This is a genomic window from Bacillus mycoides, from assembly GCF_000832605.1.
Taxonomy (GTDB): domain Bacteria; phylum Bacillota; class Bacilli; order Bacillales; family Bacillaceae_G; genus Bacillus_A; species Bacillus_A mycoides.
Map to the genome: position 1 here is coordinate 4,335,182 of NZ_CP009692.1, position 20,055 is coordinate 4,355,236.

The following is a 20,055-nucleotide window of genomic DNA, read 5'->3' on the forward strand; positions in this document are numbered from 1 at the left end:
AAAGGAGCTGCCTTTACTAGACAACTCCTTCTTTCTCATTCACACCAGCTCTTTAATACGTATGCGATCGTTCCCAATGATATTTTCATATGTTTCACGTTCTACGACAATTTGTGACGTCCCGCCTTTTGCAAAGACGACAGCTGGTCTACGAATACGATTATAATTATTCGCCATCGAGTACCCATATGCCCCCGTGCAAGAAATTGCTAGTAAATCAGAAGAAGCAACTTGCGGTAAGTTAATATCCCAAATCAGCATATCTCCACTTTCACAGCATTTCCCAGCAATCGAAACGAGTTCCTCATTCTCATCATTCCCTCGATTCGCCAACATCGCCTCATAACGGGCTCCGTATAGCGCTGGTCTTAAATTATCTGTCATTCCACCATCGACTGAAACATATTTCCGAATGCCAGGAATCTCTTTCACCGCTCCGACTGTATAAAGTGTTGTTCCAGCATCACCTACAATACTACGACCTGGTTCAATCCATATTTCTGGAAGCGGATATTCACATAATGTAAATTGTTCTCTTATCGTACTTGTTACAGCGTGCACATACGTTTCAAGTGTTAACGGTGTATCTGAATCCGTATAACGTATACCGAAACCTCCGCCCACATTTAATACTTTCATCACATAATGTGTTCGCTCTCTCACTTCTTCTAAAAATTGGCGGAGTACTTCAATTGCTCGAACAAATCCAGCCGTTTCAAATATTTGTGATCCGATGTGCGAGTGAATTCCTAGCACATTATAATTTGATTTTTGCAAGGCAAGCTCAATTGCTTGCATCGCTTGACCATTTGAAACACCAAACCCAAATTTCGAATCCTCTTGACCTGTTGTTATATATTCGTGTGTATGTGCCTCTACTCCAGGCGTTACACGGATTAATATGTTCACAAATTTCCCATGTTGCATTGCTAAATCATGTAAAATTTCTAATTCTAAGAAATTATCTACTACAAAACAACCGATATTCGCCTGAAGAGCCATAATCATTTCTTCTTCTGTTTTATTATTTCCGTGAAAATGAATACGCGATGCCGGAAAACCAGCTTGGAGCGCAGTATATAATTCTCCTCCAGAAACAACATCTAAAGACATATTCTCTTCACGAGCTACTCGGCACATCTCCATGCACAAGAACGCCTTGCTTGCATATGCTACTTGATAAGAGAAACCACTTTCTTTAAAAGCACGATGAAACGCGCGGCACTTTCCTCGAATAGACTCTTCATCGTATACATAAAGTGGTGTTCCGTATTGTTTTGCTAGCTGCGTCGTATCGCACCCACCAATTTCTAAGTGTCCTTGCCCATTGATTCGGCTTGTGCCGTGTAAATACATTTGAATTCCTCCCTTATTTCCTCTAAAACTCATAACCCCAATCTTCTATTCATTGCAGCACGCTTTTAGATAGACAAAAAACGCGCGGAACAATGTTCACACGCGTTTCTTATTAGGAAAAATATATATTGAAAAAATAAACGAGTTGTTATCTCCTCAAAATAAGAAACCGCATCAACATCTCCAAATAGCTCTTCATAAAATAAATCTTATGACAGTACTACATTTATTCAATGCAGTCCCAATATATGAATAAGATGGTTATTCTTATATTTCGGCAATAGTCCCTTTCAACCTATGATCACAGATTCCATTAAATCTCCCATAGCTTACTCTTTCCTATCGCGGCCTCTACCTTTGAGAGTAGATGAGGTAAGTCTATTTAATTTTCAAACATCTAATTGTTGCTATTAACAATACCAAAGGACCATTTTATTTGTCAAACAATTTTTTATATTGTTTTTTTACAGTTTAATTTCGTATCATTTGGTAAGCGCTTTACTGAAACCTTTGTCACTTCCCATTCGCCCTCTTCGTTATTAAATGTAATCGTTACCTTCTCAAATGGTGGAACAATTTTCCCACCAACCTGTTCATACTTCGTTACTTCAATACTCGCTTGAAATAAATATGTACCACTATACACTTTTTTTAAACTAATAATTTTAGGACATTGATAAGGCTTCAAGCTCCCATATTGTTTTTCAATTGACTTATTTATTTTTGGAAATAAAACAGAATAAAGGGCATCTTCCATAAGGGGTGCATCATATTGTGCTACCGACACACTCGGTGAAGCAAAAAGTATAACACTACTGCATACTATAAAATATAATAATTTTCGCATTATAACCTCCGTTTTATTACTCGATTCTTTTTGCGCACGATAATTATCATACATAGAAACTCCGTTTTATTGTCTCCCACTGCCCTTTTTCTACTCAATTATTATAAAAAAGCCCACAACTCTCTTTTATTTTCGTATAATGATACTCATAGTATAATAAACATAATAACAAAGGACTGTTCGTATATATAAAATGAGGCGCTAATCAAACCGGCTCACAAGAACCGTCATGCTTTTAGGAGAGGAGTATATTATGCTACAAAATCTGTTTCCAAAACTGCGATTTGCACTAGTTGCAGTCGTTTTATTATGGATAAAAACATATATTGTGTACAAGCTAGCATTTGATATTAGAATTGATAACTTCTTTGAAGAGTTTATGCTTTTTATTAACCCACTAGCTTCGTTACTTTTATTTTTTGGTTTCGCTTTACTTGCATCTAAGTACCGAAACCGAATTATTATTGTAATTAGTTTTATACTGTCATTTATTTTATTTGGAAATGCAATGTTTTACGGATTCTATAACGATTTTGTTACTTTCCCTGTTTTATTCCAAACAAATAATATGGCTGACTTAGGGACGAGTATAAAAGAACTCTTTACGTATAAAACATTACTTTTATTTGCAGACGCAATTATTTTAATGTTTATTTCGCGTAAATTCCCATCATTTGGTGATAAAACACCCCTTTCTCGCTCTGAGAAGCGAACTTTCTTTAGCGGTGTAACAGTATTATTAGCACTACAAATTGTTGTTTCAGTTATATATAAACCACAAATGTTCTCACGCTCGTTTGATCGTCAAACTGTCGTGAAAAATTTAGGGTTATACACATATCATCTATTTGATATTACACTTCAATCTAAGTCTTCAGCTGAGCGTGTATTTGCAAGTGGAGACGGGTTCTCTGAAATTAAAAACTATACAGACTCAAAAGATAAACAAGTTGATAAAAACTTATTTGGAGCTGCAAAGGGTAAAAATGTAATTTTAATTTCAATGGAATCTACACAAAGTTTTGTTATTAATAAAAAAATAAATGGAAAAGAGATTACTCCATTTTTAAATGAGTTTATTAAAGATAGTTTTTATTTCGATAACTTCTATCATCAAACGGGACAAGGTAAAACTTCTGATGCTGAATTTATCGTTGAAAATTCCCTTTATCCGTTAGACCGTGGTTCTGTATTCTTTACTCATGCAACAAATGAATACACTGCCACACCAGAACAATTAAAGAAATACGGATATTCTTCTGCTGTCTTCCATTCAAACGATAAAACGTTTTGGAATCGTGACGTAATGTATCCTGCGCTTGGATATGATCGTTACTTTAATTTAAATGATTACGTAGGAACGGAACAAATGTCTGTCGGTTGGGGATTAAAAGATAAAGAGTTCTTTGAGCAATCTATTCCAAAGTTAAAATCTTTACCACAACCGTTCTATACAAAATTTATTACGTTAACAAACCATTTTCCATTTCTTCTAAATCCAGAAGATCAATATGTTGATGAATTTAATTCCGAAAGTGGTGTTTTAAATCGCTACTTCCCAACCGTTCGTTACACGGATGAAGCTCTTAAATTATTTATTAAACAATTGAAAGACGAAGGACTATATGATAATTCCGTTATTGTCATTTATGGTGATCATTACGGCATTTCTGAAAACCATAATGCAGCTATGGCTCAGTTCCTTGTGAAAGACGCTATTACACCGTTTGATTCTATGCAATTACAACGCGTCCCTCTCATTATTCATGTGCCTGGCCAAGAAGGAAAAGTCATCTCTAAAGTATCTGGTCAAATTGATATTAAACCAACGTTACTTCATTTACTTGGTATTAAAACAAATCAATCCGTAGAATTTGGAACAGACTTATTTACGAAAGAAAAAGACCCTCTTATGGTAATGCGGGACGGCAGTTTTGTTTCGGAAGATTATGTTTATACAAAAAATATGTGCTATAAAAGAAGCACAGGTGAAGAAGCTGATTTAACACTATGTCAGCCTTATATTGAAAAAGCAAAAACAGAATTAAAATTATCCGACAAACTCATTTATGGAGATTTATTAAGATTTGATCCTAACAATCGATATAAAACCGGAACGATGACAACGAAATTTGAATAGTGTAGGAAGCAACTTCACAAAAGTTGCTTCCTTTTTTTACTTATTTTTCAAATTTCTCTTCTATACAATCTTTCACAAATTGGGAATTTTTTTCGTATGAGAAAGAAATTTATGGTATGATAAAATAAGTAAACTTTCATACACTAATTAAGAATTTATAACAGAAAGCAAGGGATCAGATTTTGTATAGAGCAGCTATTCCAAACTTATTTACGCTCGGGAATTTATATAGCGGATTTTTGTCAATCGGCTATGCATCTTTAGGATATTATAAATCAGCTGCTATTTTAGTACTGATCGGGATGATGTTAGATAGTCTTGATGGTCGTGTCGCTCGTTTATTACGCGTTGATTCACAAATGGGAAAAGAGCTTGATTCACTCGCGGATGTTGTAACATTTGGCGCAGCACCTGCTGTTTTAATGTATTACACATCTTTTTCCAACTACGGAATCATTGGACTATACATAGCGGGATTATTCCCTCTGTTCGGAGCATATCGCTTAGCACGATTTAATGTAACACCATCTTCTACTTCTATGAAATATTTCACTGGAGTTCCGATTACCGCAGCAGGAGGGCTTGTTGCTTTCTTAACATTATTTTCACATACCATTCCAAAAATCGTTCTCATTACCGTATTTGTAACGTTCGCATTTTTAATGGTGAGCCGTGTTCGTATCCCAAGTTTAAAAGATGTACCAATTCCACGATATAGCATAATTATTACACTATTTTTAGTTGGAATTATTATCACAATGTACCAAACAAGTTTTGGCAACATTTCTGTTTTCTTATTCATTGCTATTCCACTATACATTTTGTATATGTTATCTCAATTTATTAGACAAAGACCTTCTAAAAAAGCGAATAAAGAAAAATAAAAAAACCTTCCGTATTTCGGAAGGTTTCTTTTTTATTTTGTAACTAATACTTTTTGATTTACAGGTGTTACAGGTTCTTCACCATTTAATACAGCTAAAATATTTCTTACTGCCATTTCAGCCATTGCATCACGTGTTTCGAATGTTGCATTTCCTACGTGAGGAGCAAGCACCACATTCTTTAATCCTTTTAGCTCTTCTGTAATTTTCGGTTCAAATTCAAACACGTCAAGAGCTGCACCTTCAATTTCATTTGTTTTTAGTGCATGAGCAAGTGCAAATTCATGCATAATTGGTCCACGTGAAGCATTTACAATATATGCTGTTTTCTTCATCATTTTAAACTGTTCTTCATCAATCATATGATGTAATTTCGGATTATAAGCACAGTTAATTGTAATAAAGTCCGCTGTTTGTAATAATTCTTCTAACGTTACGTATGTTGCTTCCAGTTCACTTTCAGCTTCAGGCTTTCGATTTGGTCCTGTATATAAAACATTCATTCCAAATGCTCTCGCACGCTTTGCAACTGCCTTCCCAATTTCTCCGAGGCCAATGATTCCAATTGTCTTACCGTGCACTTCACGACCCAAGAAAAATAATGGTGCCCAGCCGTTAAATCCAGTTGTACGACATAAGGTATCCCCTTCAGGAATTCTACGTGCCGCTGCTAAAAGCAGTGCAAACGTTAATTCTGCTGTTGCCTCTGTAGATACTTTCGGCGTATTTGTAACAGCAATACCCTTTTCTCCAGCATATGTGTAATCAATATTATCGTAACCAGCACCATAATTTGCGATAATTTTCAAGTTTGGTGCTGCGTCAATAACCTCTTTCGATACCTTCGTAGAAAGTAAGCTTAAAAGTGCATCTTTATCTTTTACACGTTCTGCTAACTCTTCTACACTAATTAATTCTTCTTTATTGTACATTTCTACATCATGATTTTTCAATAATTCTAATCCGATTTCTGGAATTTTCCCTGCTACTAATATTTTCGCCACTACTAACACCTCTTCTATACAAAATATGATATCTCTTATATTTCATTGTAAGAAATCTACATATAAAAACCAAGGAATTTGATTATAGTTTTGAAAATCGACACTTCTCCATAAAAAAAGAGGAGATGCAACTCTCCCCTCTTCTTACGCTTTTTCTTGCGATTCTTTCCCAAGCTTCGCATCGATTGTTCCTTCTGCAACTGTATCGCTAATTTGTTCCTCAATAACTGAGTTAGCAGTATTATTTGTTTCAGAAGTATAGGCTTGATCTGCCGCTTGTACGTTTTGTTTATTTTGTTGTTTCGCCATTTTTCATCCTCCTTTTCATTCTTTCTTATTTTGAACAAAAAGGGTGATTTTCATCAAAAAATCGTGTTTCATTTTGAAATTATTCCTTCTTCTTCAAGCAATCTCATCGTTCTTACTCGTTTCGTAAATGTAGCTATGTGAGAAATATCATGATTGCGTAATGTCTTTATATTCTCTTCCACATACTTTCCTAAATCATTCGGATAATGGGCATCTGAGGATAGAGTAATCGGAACTCCATGTTTAGCTAATACTTGTAAATAAAGCGGACTTGGGCACATTTCGCGCACAGGATATCGATAGTACAATCCCGCATTTATTTCTGTTGCTGTATTTGTTTCCACTAACGCACAAGCAATTTCCTTATAATAAGAAAGCTGTTCATTCTCATTCAATCGATAATTAAATACTTTTATGTTATCGAGGTGAGCTATAATATCAAAAAGCTCGGAACGAACAGCACTTTCAACTGTAGCGAAAAACGTGTGATATAAAGTATGTAACTCATGCGTACCAAAATACTCTTTCGTATCTGGATTATCAAATCCCCATCCATCTATAAAATGGACCGAACCGATTACATAATCAAAGTCTCCTAATGCTAGTAAACCTTTTAACTCTTGTTCACCCCCGATAAAATAATCCGCTTCAATTCCAAGTTTGAGCGTTATCCCTCGTTTACTCCATCGCTCTTTTGCCTCTTCAATCGCCTTTGTAAAATCATAAATAGACGTTACTCTTACTTGATCTAACCATTCTTTTTGCAGGCGACCAAGCTTAGAATCACTAATATCTACATGCTTTTCATAATATCCTTTCGCTTCATGAAAACGATATAAATGATCGACAATACCAACTTCTTTTATACCTTTTCGCACAGCTTCTTCTAAATATAAATCAATCCATTTCGCTGTAAATGGACCTTCCTTCACACGTCTTTGCAGGCGTTCTTGTGTTTTCATAAGCCATTCCATAGAATGTTTTTCTTCTTTAAGCGGTTCAAAATATTGTAGCTCATCATTTATTTTAGCTAGCCACCCTATTGAATATGGCCCTTCTTCTAAATGAATGTGATAGTCCACTTTCATCCATATTCCCCCTTATAATGTATCTATTTCTCTTCTGTCCCCTACTCGCGAAAGCTTTCCATTTCTTTCTTTCACTTCTTGCATGACATCTTCTAATGGAATATTTTTTTCGGCTAATAGAACAAAACAGTGATAGAACACATCAACCATTTCTTTTACTATTTCTTCTTTATCATTATTTTTAGACGCAATAATTACTTCGGTGCACTCCTCACCAATTTTCTTTAAAATTTTATCTTCACCTTTTGAAAATAAATAATTCGTATATGATTCAGAGAGTGGATTTTTCTTTCGTTCTTCAATTGTTTCAAATAATAACTTAAGGATATCTTCCATATGTATCCCCCTATATAATTTTGTAGTGAAAACACGTTTTTTCTCCCGTATGGCAAGCAGGCCCTACTTGCTTTACGACAACAACGATTGCATCTTGATCACAGTCTAAATAAAGTGATTGCACATATTGGACATTTCCCGATGTACCTCCTTTATTCCATAACGATTGTCTCGAACGGGAATAAAACCATGTTCTTTTCGTTTCCAGCGTCTTGTCATACGCTTCTTCATTCATATAAGCTAACATTAAAACTTCTTTCGTATCTTCCTCGATAACAACAGCTGGTATCAATCCTTTTGCAAAATTAGGTTTCATAACCGCACCTCAACGTTTGCTTCTCTTAATTTTCTCTTTACATCTTGTACAGTCGCTTCACCATAATGAAAGATTGATGCCGCTAATGCTGCATCAACTGTTGTCTTTTGAAATACTTCTATAATGTGATCCACATGACCACATCCACCTGATGCGATTACTGGAACAGAAACGCTGTTTGAAATTGCTCCAGTTAAACGAAGATCATATCCGTTTTTCGTTCCATCTGCATCCATACTCGTCAACAAAATTTCTCCTGCTCCGAGCTGGGCAACGCGTCTCGCCCATTCGATTGCATCCATTCCCGTATTAAGTCTTCCGCCATTTACGTATACATTCCATTTATCTTCTGCTACTTTTCTAGCATCGATTGCTACGACAATACATTGTGAGCCAAAATGTTCCGCACCTTCCTGGATTAACTTCGGATTTCTCACTGCCGCTGAGTTTATTGAAACTTTATCTGCTCCAGCTCTTAGTAAATTGTACATATCTTTAACACTTGAAATCCCCCCGCCAACTGTAAGAGGAATAAACACCTTTGAGGCTGTTTGTTCTACAACATCTATAATCGTTTTTCGCCCTTCATGCGTCGCAGTAATGTCTAAAAATACGATTTCATCTGCTCCCGCATCATTATATAATGCGGCTATTTCAACAGGATTACCGACGTCTTGTAACCCTATAAAATTCACACCCTTTACTACCCGCCCTTCTTTCACATCTAGACATGGAATAATTCGTTTTGCTAACATAGTTTTGTTACCTGTAACACTTTTTCTAAATCAATCGTTTTCTCGTAAAGTGCCTTCCCAATAATGACGCCATATATGTTCATATCATTTAATCTTTTCACATCTTGAATAGATGCGACACCTCCAGATGCAATCACACGAATACCCACACTTTTTTGCAGTAACTCTAATTGCTCAAAATTTGGTCCTGCAAGTGTCCCATCTTTTGAAATGTCCGTAAACACAATCGTTTGAACACCTACACTTTCCATTTGCTTCGCTAAATCGATGTACGAAATTTCAGACACATCTAACCAGCCCCTCGTTGCTACGAAACCATTTTTCGCATCAATTCCAACTATGATTTGCTCCTTATATAGACGAACCGCTTCTTCTAAAAATAATTTATCGTAAAGGGCAGCCGTTCCTAATATCACTTTTTCTACACCTACTGACAACAACTTCTCCACTGCCGCGAGTGACCGAACTCCTCCTCCAATTTGCACTGGAATACGTACCGCCTTGCATATTTTTTCAATGACAGGTAAATTTACTGACTCCCCAACAATTGCTCCATCTAAATCAACAACGTGTAGTATTTTCGCTCCAAGTTTTTCAAATATGATTGCTTGTGCGACTGGATCTTCATTCATCACCGTTTCTTTACTAAACTCTCCTTGATAAAGCCTGACGCATCGTCCTTCTTTTACATCGATAGCTGGGAAGATTTCCATGCTTCTACCACCCCTTTGAAATTTTTTAACATTCGCATCCCAATTTCCCCACTTTTTTCAGGATGAAACTGTGCGCCAAATATATTTCCTTTTGCTACAAAACCAGGTACTTTCACTCCATATTCACTTGCCCCATACACAATTTCATTCGGACAATCTGCATAATAAGAGTGGACATAATATACGAAAGAACCGTCCTCTACTCCATTCCAAAGCGATATTTCTCCTTCTTTTTTTAATTCATTCCACCCCATATGTGGAATTTTATAAGGAACTTTTAACTTTCGAATAACACCTGGCAATAAATTTAATCCGTTACAATTTTGTAGTTCCTCACTTTTTTCAAATAAAAGCTGCATTCCTAAGCAAATACCCAGAAGCGGTTTTCCTAAGCTCCCAACTTCTTTTAGCACACATACTAAATCTTTTTCTTCTAAAACGCCCATCGCTTTCGGAAATGTGCCTACTCCTGGTAAAATAACTCCATCACTTCTCAATATTTCTTTTTTATCATCCGTTATGATGTACTCTGTTCCAATATATTTTAATGCTTGTTCCACACTACGAATATTTCCCATTCCATAATCTATAATTGCAATCAATTACAACATCCCTTTCGTTGAATTTACACCATTAATATTGGCATTTTTATCGACTGCCTCTCTAAGCGCTCGACCGAACGCTTTAAATAAAGCTTCAATTTTGTGATGTGTATTGCTTCCGTATAAAATGCGAGCATGTAACGTAATATTTGCAGCATGAGCAACTGCTCTAAAAAATTCTTCCGTTAATTCTGTGTCAAAATCCCCTAGCTTCGGATTTGTTAATTCACCTTGAAATACAATATATGAGCGCCCGCTTATATCAATCGCGACAAATCCTAAAGATTCATCCATCGGTACATACGCTGAGCCGTAACGGTTAATCCCCTCTTTATTTTGCAATGATTCTTTCAAGCAAGTTCCGAGTACAATTCCAACATCTTCAACCGTATGATGAGCATCAACGAATACATCACCTTCAGCTTCAATTTGCAAACCAAATCTTCCGTGTCTAGCAAATAAAGTTAGCATATGATCAAAAAATCCAACTCCTGTTTGCACAGAAACATTCGTACTTTCATCAAGTTGCAAACTTAATTTAATTTTTGTTTCCGTCGTCTCACGTACTTGACTAGACTCGCGCATTATTCTTCCTCCTTAAACCTAATTTGGATTGCTCTTGCGTGTGCATGTAAACCTTCTTTATTTGCAAGTTCTACAATATGATGCTGTACACTTCTTAACGCTTCTTCCGTATACGAAACGAAGCTTGATTTTTTTACGAAATCATCGACGGATAACGGAGAAAAAAATCTTGCCGTTCCACTTGTCGGTAATACGTGATTCGGCCCCGCCAAATAATCTCCGAGCGGTTCAGGTGCATATGGACCAAGAAAAATTGATCCAGCATGCTTTACATAAGCTAGAGCATTCATTGGCTCTTTTATGTGTAACTCTAAATGTTCTGGAGCGATTTCATTTGATAATTGAAACGCCTCTTCTAAAGAAGGGACAATAAAAATTGCTCCATTTCTTTTTATGGATTCACGAGCGATTTCACTTCTAGGCAACGTCTCTAGCTGCCTTTCTATTTCTCTTTCTACTTCTTTAGCAAGCTTTATATTTGTTGTAATACAAATAGCTGTTGCCCTCTCGTCATGTTCTGCCTGTGATAATAAATCAGCAGCAATATATTCGGCATTTCCTGTTTCATCTGCGATAACTACAATTTCTGATGGTCCAGCAATCATATCGATATTGACTATCCCATATACTTCTCGCTTCGCTAGCGCGACATATAAATTCCCTGGTCCAACTATTTTATCTACTTTAGGAATCGATTCCGTTCCATATGCTAGAGCAGCAATTACTTGAGCACCACCGGCCATATATATTTCATCTACACCTGCAAGACTTGCAGCAGCTAAAATATGCGGATCAATTCCTCCTTGCTTCGGCGGTGTTACCATTACAATTTTTTTCACTCCTGCGAGTTTTGCTGGCAATACATTCATTAATACTGATGAAGGATACGAAGCAGTCCCGCCCGGCACATATACACCTACATTTTCTAACGGACGAATAAGCTGCCCTCTAATTACCCCTTCACTCACGCAATCAAACATAGATTGTCTTTTTTGCTTTTCATGATACGAGACAATGTTTTTCTTTGCCTCTTCTAACGCTTCTAAAAAAGCTTGTTCTACAAACCTACTTGCTTGTTTTATTTCTTCTGCACTTACACGAAAATTTTTGATTTCTACACCATCAAACTTTTTTGTATAGAACGATAACGCCTCATCTTTACTCTCCCTTACGTTTTGAACAATTTCGCTTACACTTCTTTGAACAGTTTCTTCTATTATATGAGCGCTTTCTCGTAGCAATTTTATTTTCGATAAAGCCTCTTGGAAATCTTCAAAAACTATCTCCATTTAAAGTCCCCCTATTTCCCTGACAAAATTTCTTGTTCCATCATATTTATAATGCAGAATATTTCGTCTTTTTTAGTTTTCAATGCAGCCTTATTCACAATCATTCGAGCTGATATAGAGCACATTTCCTCAAATACAATTAACCCGTTTTCTTGTAATGTTTTTCCTGTTTCAACAATATCAACAATTGCATCTGCCAAACCTAGAAGTGGAGCAATCTCTACAGATCCTTCTATTTTAATAATTTCTACATCCTCCCCTTTATCATGAAAATATGTAGAAGTAATGTGCGGATATTTCGTAGCAATTCGTTTTTTTCGATAACTCTTCGGATTATACGTAGGAATAGAAGCGACACAAAATTTACACACGCCCACTCCTAAATCGACCATCTCATATATATCTTTCTCAAATTCCATTAATATATCTTTTCCAACGACTCCAATATCAGCTACGCCATGTTCTACATAAGTAGCAACATCTACCGCTTTCACTAAAATAAATGAAATGTTTGTGTTTTTACTTTTAAACACAAGTTTTCTTCCTTTATCTTTGAGCTCTGAACAATCAATTCCAATTTTTTCAAAAAGTGGAATAACATGCTTTTCTAATCTTCCTTTCGTTAACGCAATTTGAATGTTACGCATGAAGCCTCCCCTTCTTTCTGGATGATCCATTTCTCTCTCCATACATATTCCACTAGTGACTCACTCTTCGCCTCAACGACTGTCATTATTTTATTCTTGTTTGCAAATTGAAAAGTATCGTTTAAATTAGAGAATAAAGATAACTGGGCATTCTTCCCGTCCTTTTGAAGTAAATTTCGTAACCTTTCCGCTTCTGCTAATCTATTTAACTCATAATGAATCATAATATCTATTCTCTTTCGTTTATATGGTTCTTGCTGCTCTTGAAGTGCCTTAACTATTTGATTTACTTGCACCGCGAGCCCAACCGCTGGCGTCATCTCTCCAAAATTTCCAATTAACTCATCATATCTTCCGCCACTAACAATCTCTTCTCCAATTTCATATATATACCCTTTGAAAATAACACCCGTATAATAATCCAAATGTTGAACCATACCTAAATCAATTGATATGTAAGAGCCATATCCTAACTGTTCAATTGTTTCATATATTTCTTTCACTCTCGCAATGGCCATTTTCATTTCATTACTTGAGGCGAGTTTTTCTGCTTCCTCAACAACATCTAAACTCCCGAATAACCTTGGTAGTTTCTCAAGTAACCTTACTGTTTCATCACACCGATTTAATTTCTTTTCTTCTATAAAGTGTGAGAGTCCGGCATAATTTTTACTTTCAATATACGTTCTAAGTAACTTCTCTTCTTCATCATTAATGGGGAGCTTTTTTACGATACATTTATATAACTGCACTTGCCCAATCTCAATTGTGAAAGATTGCACCTTTAATTTTTGAAGTGCTTGAATTACGCTTATCACACATTCAATTTCAGCCCTTACATTTTCAATCCCGATAATTTCAATACCACTTTGTACTATTTCATTATATTTCCCAGTAAGGGACTCATTCGCCCGAAATACATTCCCGCTATAAGTTACTTTAAGAGGAATATCCCCTCTCTGTGTTCCAATTACTCTTGCTAAAGGAATTGTCATATCTGGGCGTAAAACGATAATCCGTCCTTTTTCATCGAAAAATTTATACATCTTTTCTTCATCTATCGGCCTGTTTTGAAATGCAAAAACATCATAAAATTCAATTGTAGGTGTCCTTATTTCTTCATAACCTCTCTCTAAAAAGGTCCGTCTTAATTTTTGTTCCACTTCTTCAATTAACGTACATTCTTCGAATAAGTAATCTCTCGTTCCATTCGGATTTGCCCGTTTCCACTTTGTCATCTGAATTCACACACCCTTCCCTCTTTAATTTATGCCCATTCCATCCACCCAAACCGAAAATAAAAAGAGCCTTGTAGACAAAATACCTACAAGGCTCTTTAGTAGAGTGTAGGTACAACGGGAATAACCCTTGTGCCTACACGTTTTCACGTTAGGTTCAAGGGTTTCATGTATGATGATGTAATTTTGTAAGCATTTTAATAGATTGCACGATATTCATAATACTTACTCCCTTTCTCCTCTGATTTTTTACATATTATATAACAGTTAATTCCGAATGTAAATACATTTCGAATATTCTACTTTTAGTTAGTGTGAAGCTACTTTTCTTTCATACTCTTCAATTTCTTGTTCATATTGCATTGTAATGCTGATTTCATCTAGACCATTTAATAATTTTTCTTTCCACATTTTCTCGATTGTAAAATGAAACCTGTGCGTATTCGTAATAATTACTTCATTCTCTAAATCAACTTCCATTTGATCTCTCGCATTCGTTTTGGCAAGTTGTTCACGCATCTCTTTATCCATTACAATCGGTAACATACCATTCTTCATACAATTCATATAAAAAATATCTGCAAATCCTCCGGCGATAATAACGCGGAAACCATAATCCGCAAGCGCCCACGGAGCATGTTCTCTTGAAGAACCACATCCAAAATTATCACCTGTAATTAATATACTTGCTCCTTTTCGTTCTTGTGCATTAAGGGGGAAATTAGGATTTTCATGGCGCTCATTATCGTAACGCCACTCATCAAATAAATATTTTCCAAATCCCGTCCTTTCAATTCTCTTCAAATATTGCTTCGGAATAATTTGATCTGTATCAATGTTATCATTCATAAGTACTGCGGCAGTACCTTTATGAATATGAAATGGTTCCATCGTAACTCTCCTTTCTAATATCAACAAAATGACCATATAACGCAGCTGCTGCAGCCATAGCTGGACTTACTAAATGTGTTCGTGCTCCTTTCCCTTGCCTTCCTTCAAAATTACGATTTGAAGTAGAAGCACAATGTTCTCCTTCAGGTACTTGATCTGGATTCATCCCAAGACACATTGAACATCCAGGCTCTCTCCATTCAAATCCCGCTTCTTCAAATATGCGATGTAAGCCTTTTTGCATCGCCCGCTCTCTCACACTTTTTGATCCTGGTACAACGAGTGCTCGCACACCTTCTTTTACCTTTTTCCCTTTTACAACAGATGCAGCAATTTCTAAGTCAGATAAACGTGAATTTGTACAAGAACCAATGAAGACATGCTTAACAGGAATTTCAAACGTACTTTGCCCAGGGCTCAATCCCATATATGAAAATGCTCTTTCATCATTTTCGTTATGCTTCTCTGGTAATTTTTCATCAATAGGAACACCCATACTAGGATTTGTTCCCCAAGTGACATACGGTGCTAAATCCGTAACATCTACCGAAATATGTAAATCATAAATTGCATCTGAATCTGTATAAAGCTCCGACCATTTTCCCGTAAACGTTTCATAGTCTTTCGGTGCATATTCACGCCCTTTTACATAAGAAAATGTTTTCTCATCTGGTGCAATGATGCCAGCTTTCGCTCCCCCTTCAATTGCCATATTGCAAAGTGTCATTCTCTCTTCCATACCCATATCACGAATCGTCTCTCCGTAGAATTCCATTACATGCCCCGTTCCAACCGCTACACCGTACTTTGAGAGAAGATGCAAAATAATATCCTTTGCATAAACGCCTTTCGGTAACTTTCCTTTTAATTCAATCCCCATCGCTTTCGGTTTTCGTTGCCACAACGTTTGAGTTGCTAATACATGTTCTACTTCACTCGTACCAATACCAAACGCTAAAGCACCGAAAGCACCGTGGGTTGCTGTATGGCTATCACCGCATACAATCGTTTTCCCCGGTTGTGTGAGCCCAAGTTCTGGTCCTATAACGTGAACGATTCCTTGCTCTTCATCACCAATATCGGCTAATCGCACCTTAAATTGTTTACAATTGTCACGAAGTGTATCCAATTGCTGCTTCGCAATGCGATCGGTAATATTCCAAACATCTTTCGTTGGAATATTATGATCCATCGTTGCAAACGTTAATTCCGGTCTCCGAACAGTTCGATTTGCAAGCCGCAAGCCTTCAAAGGCTTGCGGTGACGTTACTTCATGAACGAGATGAAGATCGATATATAATAAATCCAATCCATTTTCATTCGTTACAACTACATGTCTTTCCCAAAGCTTATCTAGTAACCTTTTTCCCATTATCTTCCTCTCCCTACTAGTGCCTGCTCTTCCATTTCTTGAATAACTGCCCTCGTAAATGAAGTTGTCGTCTCATTCCCCCCAATATCAGCTGTACATTTCCCAGATTGAAGAACTGCAGAAATTGCCTCTTCAATCGCATACCCTTCTCTCGTTAATCCAAATGATTGCCCAAGCATCATCGCTACTGAACGCATCATCGCAATTGGATTCGCTTTATTTTTACCTGCAATATCTGGCGCTGATCCGTGAATAGGCTCATATAAAGACGGCCCGTTTTCCGCATGGCTCGCTGATGGAAGCATTCCTAATGACCCTGCTAATACAGAAGCCTCGTCGCTCAAAATATCACCAAATAAATTTTCTGTTACGATAACGTCAAATCTCCTTGGGTTTCGAATTAACTCCATAGCAGCTGCATCTACTAAAATGTGCTCTAATTCAACATTAGGATAACGAAGAGCTACTTCTTCCGTAACAGCTCTCCACAATTTACTAGATTCTAAAACATTCGCTTTATCAATAGAGGTTACTTTTTTCTCTCTCTTACTCGCTAATTGAAAAGCATACGACACGATACGTTCAATTTCATGACGATGGTACGTAAGTGTATCGGTTGCCGATTCTTCCGTTCTTTCTTTCGGATAAGAGAAATAAATACCGCCTGTTAGTTCACGAACGACAACGAAGTCAATTTCATCTGCGTTTTTTAATGGCGATAAATGTGCAGTTGCGCTTTCTACTGTTACAGGACGAACGTTCGCAAATACACCAAGTCCTTTTCTTAAAGCTAATAATCCTTTCTCTGGCCTTTCTTTCGCATCATCCCACCGCGGTCCACCAACCGCTCCAAGTAAAACCGCATCACTCGCTAAACAAGCGGCAAGTGTTCGCTGTGGTAATGGTTGCCCATTTAAATCGATAGCCGCTCCGCCAAAGTACTCATCTTGTAAATGAAAGTGATGTCCATATAGCCTCTCTACCATATGCAATACTTCCTTCGCGCTTTCCATAATTTCCGGACCAACACCATCACCCGCTAAACAAACGATACGTTTTTCCAATTAAAACACCCCTTTTTATCTGAATTTTCAGAAATATATTTTGATAAGTAAGGGACGATCCCCTCACTTATCAAACAGTTACTTCATAAGAGTAATAAAAGATTTTAATTTTCCGGCCGCATGAACATACGCTCTCGCCGATGCTTCTAATACGTCTTGCGCAACACCAAAACCTGATACTTGATGAGTTCCTTCTTTTAATTCAACATGAACATGTGCAAGTGCATCTTGACCTTGCGTTATAGATTGTATGCGATAATCCGCTAAGTCACATTCTAATCCTAAAATTCTTTGAATTGCATTATAGATCGCTTCAATACTTCCAGAACCAGTTGCTGCATCTTCGTACATATTTCCTTCCTCATCTTTTAGTACAACCGTTGCACACTGTGTACTATTTGATACGAAATGTACTTGCAATTGAGTAATGCTATATTGCTGGGCCGCAAATGCTGCTTCACCAAGCATAAGCGCACGTAAATCTTCTTCTGTAATTTCTTTTTTGCGGTCAGCCAAGTTTTTAAATGCTTCAAACACCACATCTCGTTCTTCTTTTGTAAACTCATAACCAAGTTCTTTCATTTTTTCAGTAAACGCATGGCGCCCGGAATGCTTTCCTAATACAAATAAATTTTGTGACTCTCCAATCAGTGATGGTTCAATAATTTCATACGTCGTTACTTCTTTTAATACACCGTCTTGATGAATACCTGATTCGTGAGCAAAAGCATTTGCTCCAACAATCGCCTTATTTTTCGGTACAACCATACCCGTTAACCGACTTACTAACGTACTCGTCGCTTTAATTTCTTTTAATGTCATAGAGGATTCTGCTTCATAGAAGTCTTTTCTAATATGGAGAGCAACCGCGACTTCTTCTAGCGCCGCATTCCCCGCTCTTTCTCCAATTCCATTAATCGTTCCTTCTACTTGTAACGCTCCGCCTTCGACCGCAGCTAACGAATTCGCTACTGCCATCCCAAGATCATCGTGACAATGACAAGAGAAAATTGCTTTTTCATACGACGGAACGGATTCTTGTAAGTATTTAAAAAGAGAATAATATTCTTCTGGATTCGTATATCCAACTGTATCAGGAATATTGATTACATTCGCTCCTGCGCGAATCGCGACTTCTACTGCTTCCGCTAAAAATGCTCTCGATGTTCTTGTTGCATCTTCTGCTGAAAATTGAACTGTTGGAAATAGTGATTTCCCAAGCGTAACCGAGCGATGTATGCTATCTAATACATCTTCTTTTGACATACAAAGCTTATATTTCATATGAATGTCACTCGTAGCTAAAAATACGTGTAAACGAGGAGAGACAGCGCCTTTCACAGCTTCATAGGCTCTTCGAATATCACTTTCTTTCACTCTAGCTAAACTCATAACCGTAGCATTTTGAATGGTATTTGCGATACGTTTTACCGATTGAAAATCACCTTCAGAAGCTGCTGCGAATCCAGCTTCCATTACATTAATACCAAGTCTCTCTAGTTGCCTCGCAATCTGTAATTTCTCTTGTTCATTTAAATTAACTCCTGGTGATTGTTCGCCATCACGTAGCGTCGTATCCATGAACAAAATTTGCTTCATATTATTTGACCCCTGCCTTTACTCGCGGCTGTACAAACGGCATCATTTCACGTAATTTACGTCCAACTACTTCAATTTCGTGTTCATTCTCTTTCTCATTTGTCGCATGGAAATTTGGTTTTCCTGCTTTATGCTCTGCAATCCAGCCTCTTGCAAATGTACCATCTTGAATTTCTGCTAGCACTGCACCCATCGCTTTCTTCGTATCTTCCGTTACAACGCGTGGTCCTGATACGAAGTCGCCCCACTGCGCTGTATCTGAAACTGAATATCTCATATTTTCAAGTCCGCCTTCATACATAAGGTCAACGATTAGTTTTAGTTCATGTAAACATTCAAAATATGCAACTTCCGGTTGATAACCAGCATCAACTAACGTTTCAAACCCAGCTTTTACTAGTGCAGTCACTCCGCCGCAAAGTACAGCTTGCTCTCCAAATAAATCTGTTTCTGTTTCTTCTTTAAACGTTGTTTCTAATACACCTGCCCTCGTCGCCCCAATTCCATCTGCATATGAAAGTGCCTTTTCAGTCGCAACTCCTGTTGCATCTTGATATACGGCAAATAATGCAGGAACAGCTCCCCCTTCCGCAAACGTACGACGTACTAGATGTCCTGGACCTTTCGGTGCTACTAGAAATACATCTACATTAGCTGGCGGTTTTACTTGATCAAAGTGAACATTAAATCCATGCGCGAAAACGAGAGAATTGCCGCCTTGTAAGTTTGGTGCAATTTCAGCTTCATATACTTCCGGCTGTAATTCATCAGGTAGTAGAATCATTACTACATCTGCTTTTTCTGCGGCTTCCGCTACTGTATATACAGAAAAACCGTCTTCTTTCGCCTTATCCCATGACTTCCCTTTCCTCAGTCCTACTACCACATCAAATCCGTTATCACGTAAGTTTTGCGCATGCGCATGGCCTTGCGATCCATATCCGATGATTGCTACTTTCTTTTCCTTTAATACATTTACCGTTACGTCTTTTTCATAATAAACTTTCGCCATTTTCATTT

Annotated in this window: 21 protein-coding genes and 1 riboswitch; of the genes, 2 read left to right on the plus strand and 19 right to left on the minus strand. The window is 37.1% G+C overall.

From position 1 onward, the window contains the following. Nucleotides 1-39: 39 nt before the first annotated feature. A complete protein-coding gene (lysA, locus tag BG05_RS23990) occupies nucleotides 40-1,356 on the minus strand; it encodes a diaminopimelate decarboxylase (protein ID WP_002126306.1) in 1,317 nt (438 codons plus the stop codon). A gap of 180 nt (nucleotides 1,357-1,536) precedes the next feature. Then, a riboswitch (Lysine riboswitch) is annotated at nucleotides 1,537-1,718 on the minus strand. Between the two features lie 89 nt (nucleotides 1,719-1,807). Continuing rightward, on the minus strand, nucleotides 1,808-2,203 hold the full coding sequence (locus tag BG05_RS23995) for a DUF3888 domain-containing protein (protein WP_041868037.1): 396 nt from the start codon (nucleotides 2,201-2,203) through the stop codon (nucleotides 1,808-1,810). Nucleotides 2,204-2,456: 253 nt separating this feature from the next. Between BG05_RS23995 and BG05_RS24000 the strand changes: the two genes are divergently transcribed. Both BG05_RS24000 and pssA read left to right on the plus strand, forming a co-directional pair. After that, nucleotides 2,457-4,343 carry an LTA synthase family protein gene (locus BG05_RS24000; protein ID WP_033733849.1) on the plus strand — a complete coding sequence of 629 codons (1,887 nt, stop codon included), beginning with the start codon at nucleotides 2,457-2,459 and terminating at the stop codon, nucleotides 4,341-4,343. A 182-nt stretch (nucleotides 4,344-4,525) separates the two neighbouring features. Beyond that, entirely contained in the window at nucleotides 4,526-5,227 is a 702-nt protein-coding gene (gene pssA, locus BG05_RS24005; RefSeq protein WP_002011698.1) for a CDP-diacylglycerol--serine O-phosphatidyltransferase, read from the plus strand. A gap of 32 nt (nucleotides 5,228-5,259) precedes the next feature. On the opposite strand, the gene BG05_RS24010 is transcribed toward pssA, so the two are convergent. The 17 genes from BG05_RS24010 to ilvC all read right to left on the minus strand — a co-directional run bounded on the left by BG05_RS24010 (nucleotide 5,260) and on the right by ilvC (nucleotide 20,053). After that, nucleotides 5,260-6,240: a 2-hydroxyacid dehydrogenase family protein gene (locus BG05_RS24010; protein ID WP_003188176.1), complete on the minus strand. Its 981-nt coding sequence runs from the start codon at nucleotides 6,238-6,240 to the stop codon at nucleotides 5,260-5,262. Nucleotides 6,241-6,375: 135 nt separating this feature from the next. Beyond that, complete coding sequence (locus tag BG05_RS30205) at nucleotides 6,376-6,540, minus strand: YozQ family protein (RefSeq protein WP_002030670.1); 165 nt, start codon at nucleotides 6,538-6,540, stop codon at nucleotides 6,376-6,378. A 68-nt stretch (nucleotides 6,541-6,608) separates the two neighbouring features. Next, nucleotides 6,609-7,628 carry a histidinol phosphate phosphatase domain-containing protein gene (locus BG05_RS24020; protein ID WP_002186323.1) on the minus strand — a complete coding sequence of 340 codons (1,020 nt, stop codon included), beginning with the start codon at nucleotides 7,626-7,628 and terminating at the stop codon, nucleotides 6,609-6,611. Nucleotides 7,629-7,640: 12 nt separating this feature from the next. Next, on the minus strand, nucleotides 7,641-7,964 hold the full coding sequence (gene hisE / locus BG05_RS24025; RefSeq protein WP_002011702.1) for a phosphoribosyl-ATP diphosphatase: 324 nt from the start codon (nucleotides 7,962-7,964) through the stop codon (nucleotides 7,641-7,643). Nucleotides 7,965-7,974: 10 nt separating this feature from the next. Continuing rightward, a complete protein-coding gene (gene hisI, locus BG05_RS24030; protein WP_002086731.1) occupies nucleotides 7,975-8,280 on the minus strand; it encodes a phosphoribosyl-AMP cyclohydrolase in 306 nt (101 codons plus the stop codon). Next, complete coding sequence (hisF, locus tag BG05_RS24035; protein WP_002126292.1) at nucleotides 8,277-9,035, minus strand: imidazole glycerol phosphate synthase subunit HisF; 759 nt, start codon at nucleotides 9,033-9,035, stop codon at nucleotides 8,277-8,279. The genes hisI and hisF overlap by 4 nt, the downstream gene beginning before the upstream one ends. Continuing rightward, entirely contained in the window at nucleotides 9,029-9,748 is a 720-nt protein-coding gene (gene hisA / locus BG05_RS24040; protein WP_002186325.1) for a 1-(5-phosphoribosyl)-5-[(5-phosphoribosylamino)methylideneamino]imidazole-4-carboxamide isomerase, read from the minus strand. Before hisA ends, hisF begins: the two co-directional genes overlap by 7 nt. Continuing rightward, a complete protein-coding gene (hisH, locus tag BG05_RS24045) occupies nucleotides 9,721-10,350 on the minus strand; it encodes an imidazole glycerol phosphate synthase subunit HisH (RefSeq protein WP_002168816.1) in 630 nt (209 codons plus the stop codon). Before hisH ends, hisA begins: the two co-directional genes overlap by 28 nt. After that, entirely contained in the window at nucleotides 10,351-10,935 is a 585-nt protein-coding gene (gene hisB, locus BG05_RS24050; protein ID WP_002030662.1) for an imidazoleglycerol-phosphate dehydratase HisB, read from the minus strand. Continuing rightward, complete coding sequence (gene hisD / locus BG05_RS24055; protein WP_002168817.1) at nucleotides 10,935-12,224, minus strand: histidinol dehydrogenase; 1,290 nt, start codon at nucleotides 12,222-12,224, stop codon at nucleotides 10,935-10,937. The genes hisB and hisD overlap by 1 nt, the downstream gene beginning before the upstream one ends. An 11-nt stretch (nucleotides 12,225-12,235) precedes the next feature. Further along, the gene (gene hisG / locus BG05_RS24060; RefSeq protein ID WP_033708301.1) at nucleotides 12,236-12,871 is read right to left on the minus strand and encodes an ATP phosphoribosyltransferase; all 636 of its coding nucleotides are present in this window, start codon (nucleotides 12,869-12,871) and stop codon (nucleotides 12,236-12,238) included. Further along, the gene (locus tag BG05_RS24065; RefSeq protein ID WP_002186327.1) at nucleotides 12,847-14,109 is read right to left on the minus strand and encodes an ATP phosphoribosyltransferase regulatory subunit; all 1,263 of its coding nucleotides are present in this window, start codon (nucleotides 14,107-14,109) and stop codon (nucleotides 12,847-12,849) included. The genes hisG and BG05_RS24065 overlap by 25 nt, the downstream gene beginning before the upstream one ends. A gap of 309 nt (nucleotides 14,110-14,418) precedes the next feature. Beyond that, on the minus strand, nucleotides 14,419-15,000 hold the full coding sequence (gene leuD / locus BG05_RS24070; RefSeq protein WP_002126281.1) for a 3-isopropylmalate dehydratase small subunit: 582 nt from the start codon (nucleotides 14,998-15,000) through the stop codon (nucleotides 14,419-14,421). Continuing rightward, on the minus strand, nucleotides 14,978-16,372 hold the full coding sequence (leuC, locus tag BG05_RS24075; protein WP_002011716.1) for a 3-isopropylmalate dehydratase large subunit: 1,395 nt from the start codon (nucleotides 16,370-16,372) through the stop codon (nucleotides 14,978-14,980). The genes leuD and leuC overlap by 23 nt, the downstream gene beginning before the upstream one ends. Further along, nucleotides 16,372-17,436 (minus strand): 3-isopropylmalate dehydrogenase, encoded by a 1,065-nt coding sequence (gene leuB, locus BG05_RS24080; RefSeq protein ID WP_002011718.1) that lies wholly within the window; start codon nucleotides 17,434-17,436, stop codon nucleotides 16,372-16,374. Before leuB ends, leuC begins: the two co-directional genes overlap by 1 nt. Before the next feature lie 78 nt (nucleotides 17,437-17,514). Beyond that, on the minus strand, nucleotides 17,515-19,035 hold the full coding sequence (leuA, locus tag BG05_RS24085) for a 2-isopropylmalate synthase (protein WP_033733850.1): 1,521 nt from the start codon (nucleotides 19,033-19,035) through the stop codon (nucleotides 17,515-17,517). 1 nt (nucleotide 19,036) lies between these two features. After that, on the minus strand, nucleotides 19,037-20,053 hold the full coding sequence (gene ilvC, locus BG05_RS24090) for a ketol-acid reductoisomerase (protein ID WP_003188179.1): 1,017 nt from the start codon (nucleotides 20,051-20,053) through the stop codon (nucleotides 19,037-19,039). Nucleotides 20,054-20,055: the final 2 nt, after the last annotated feature.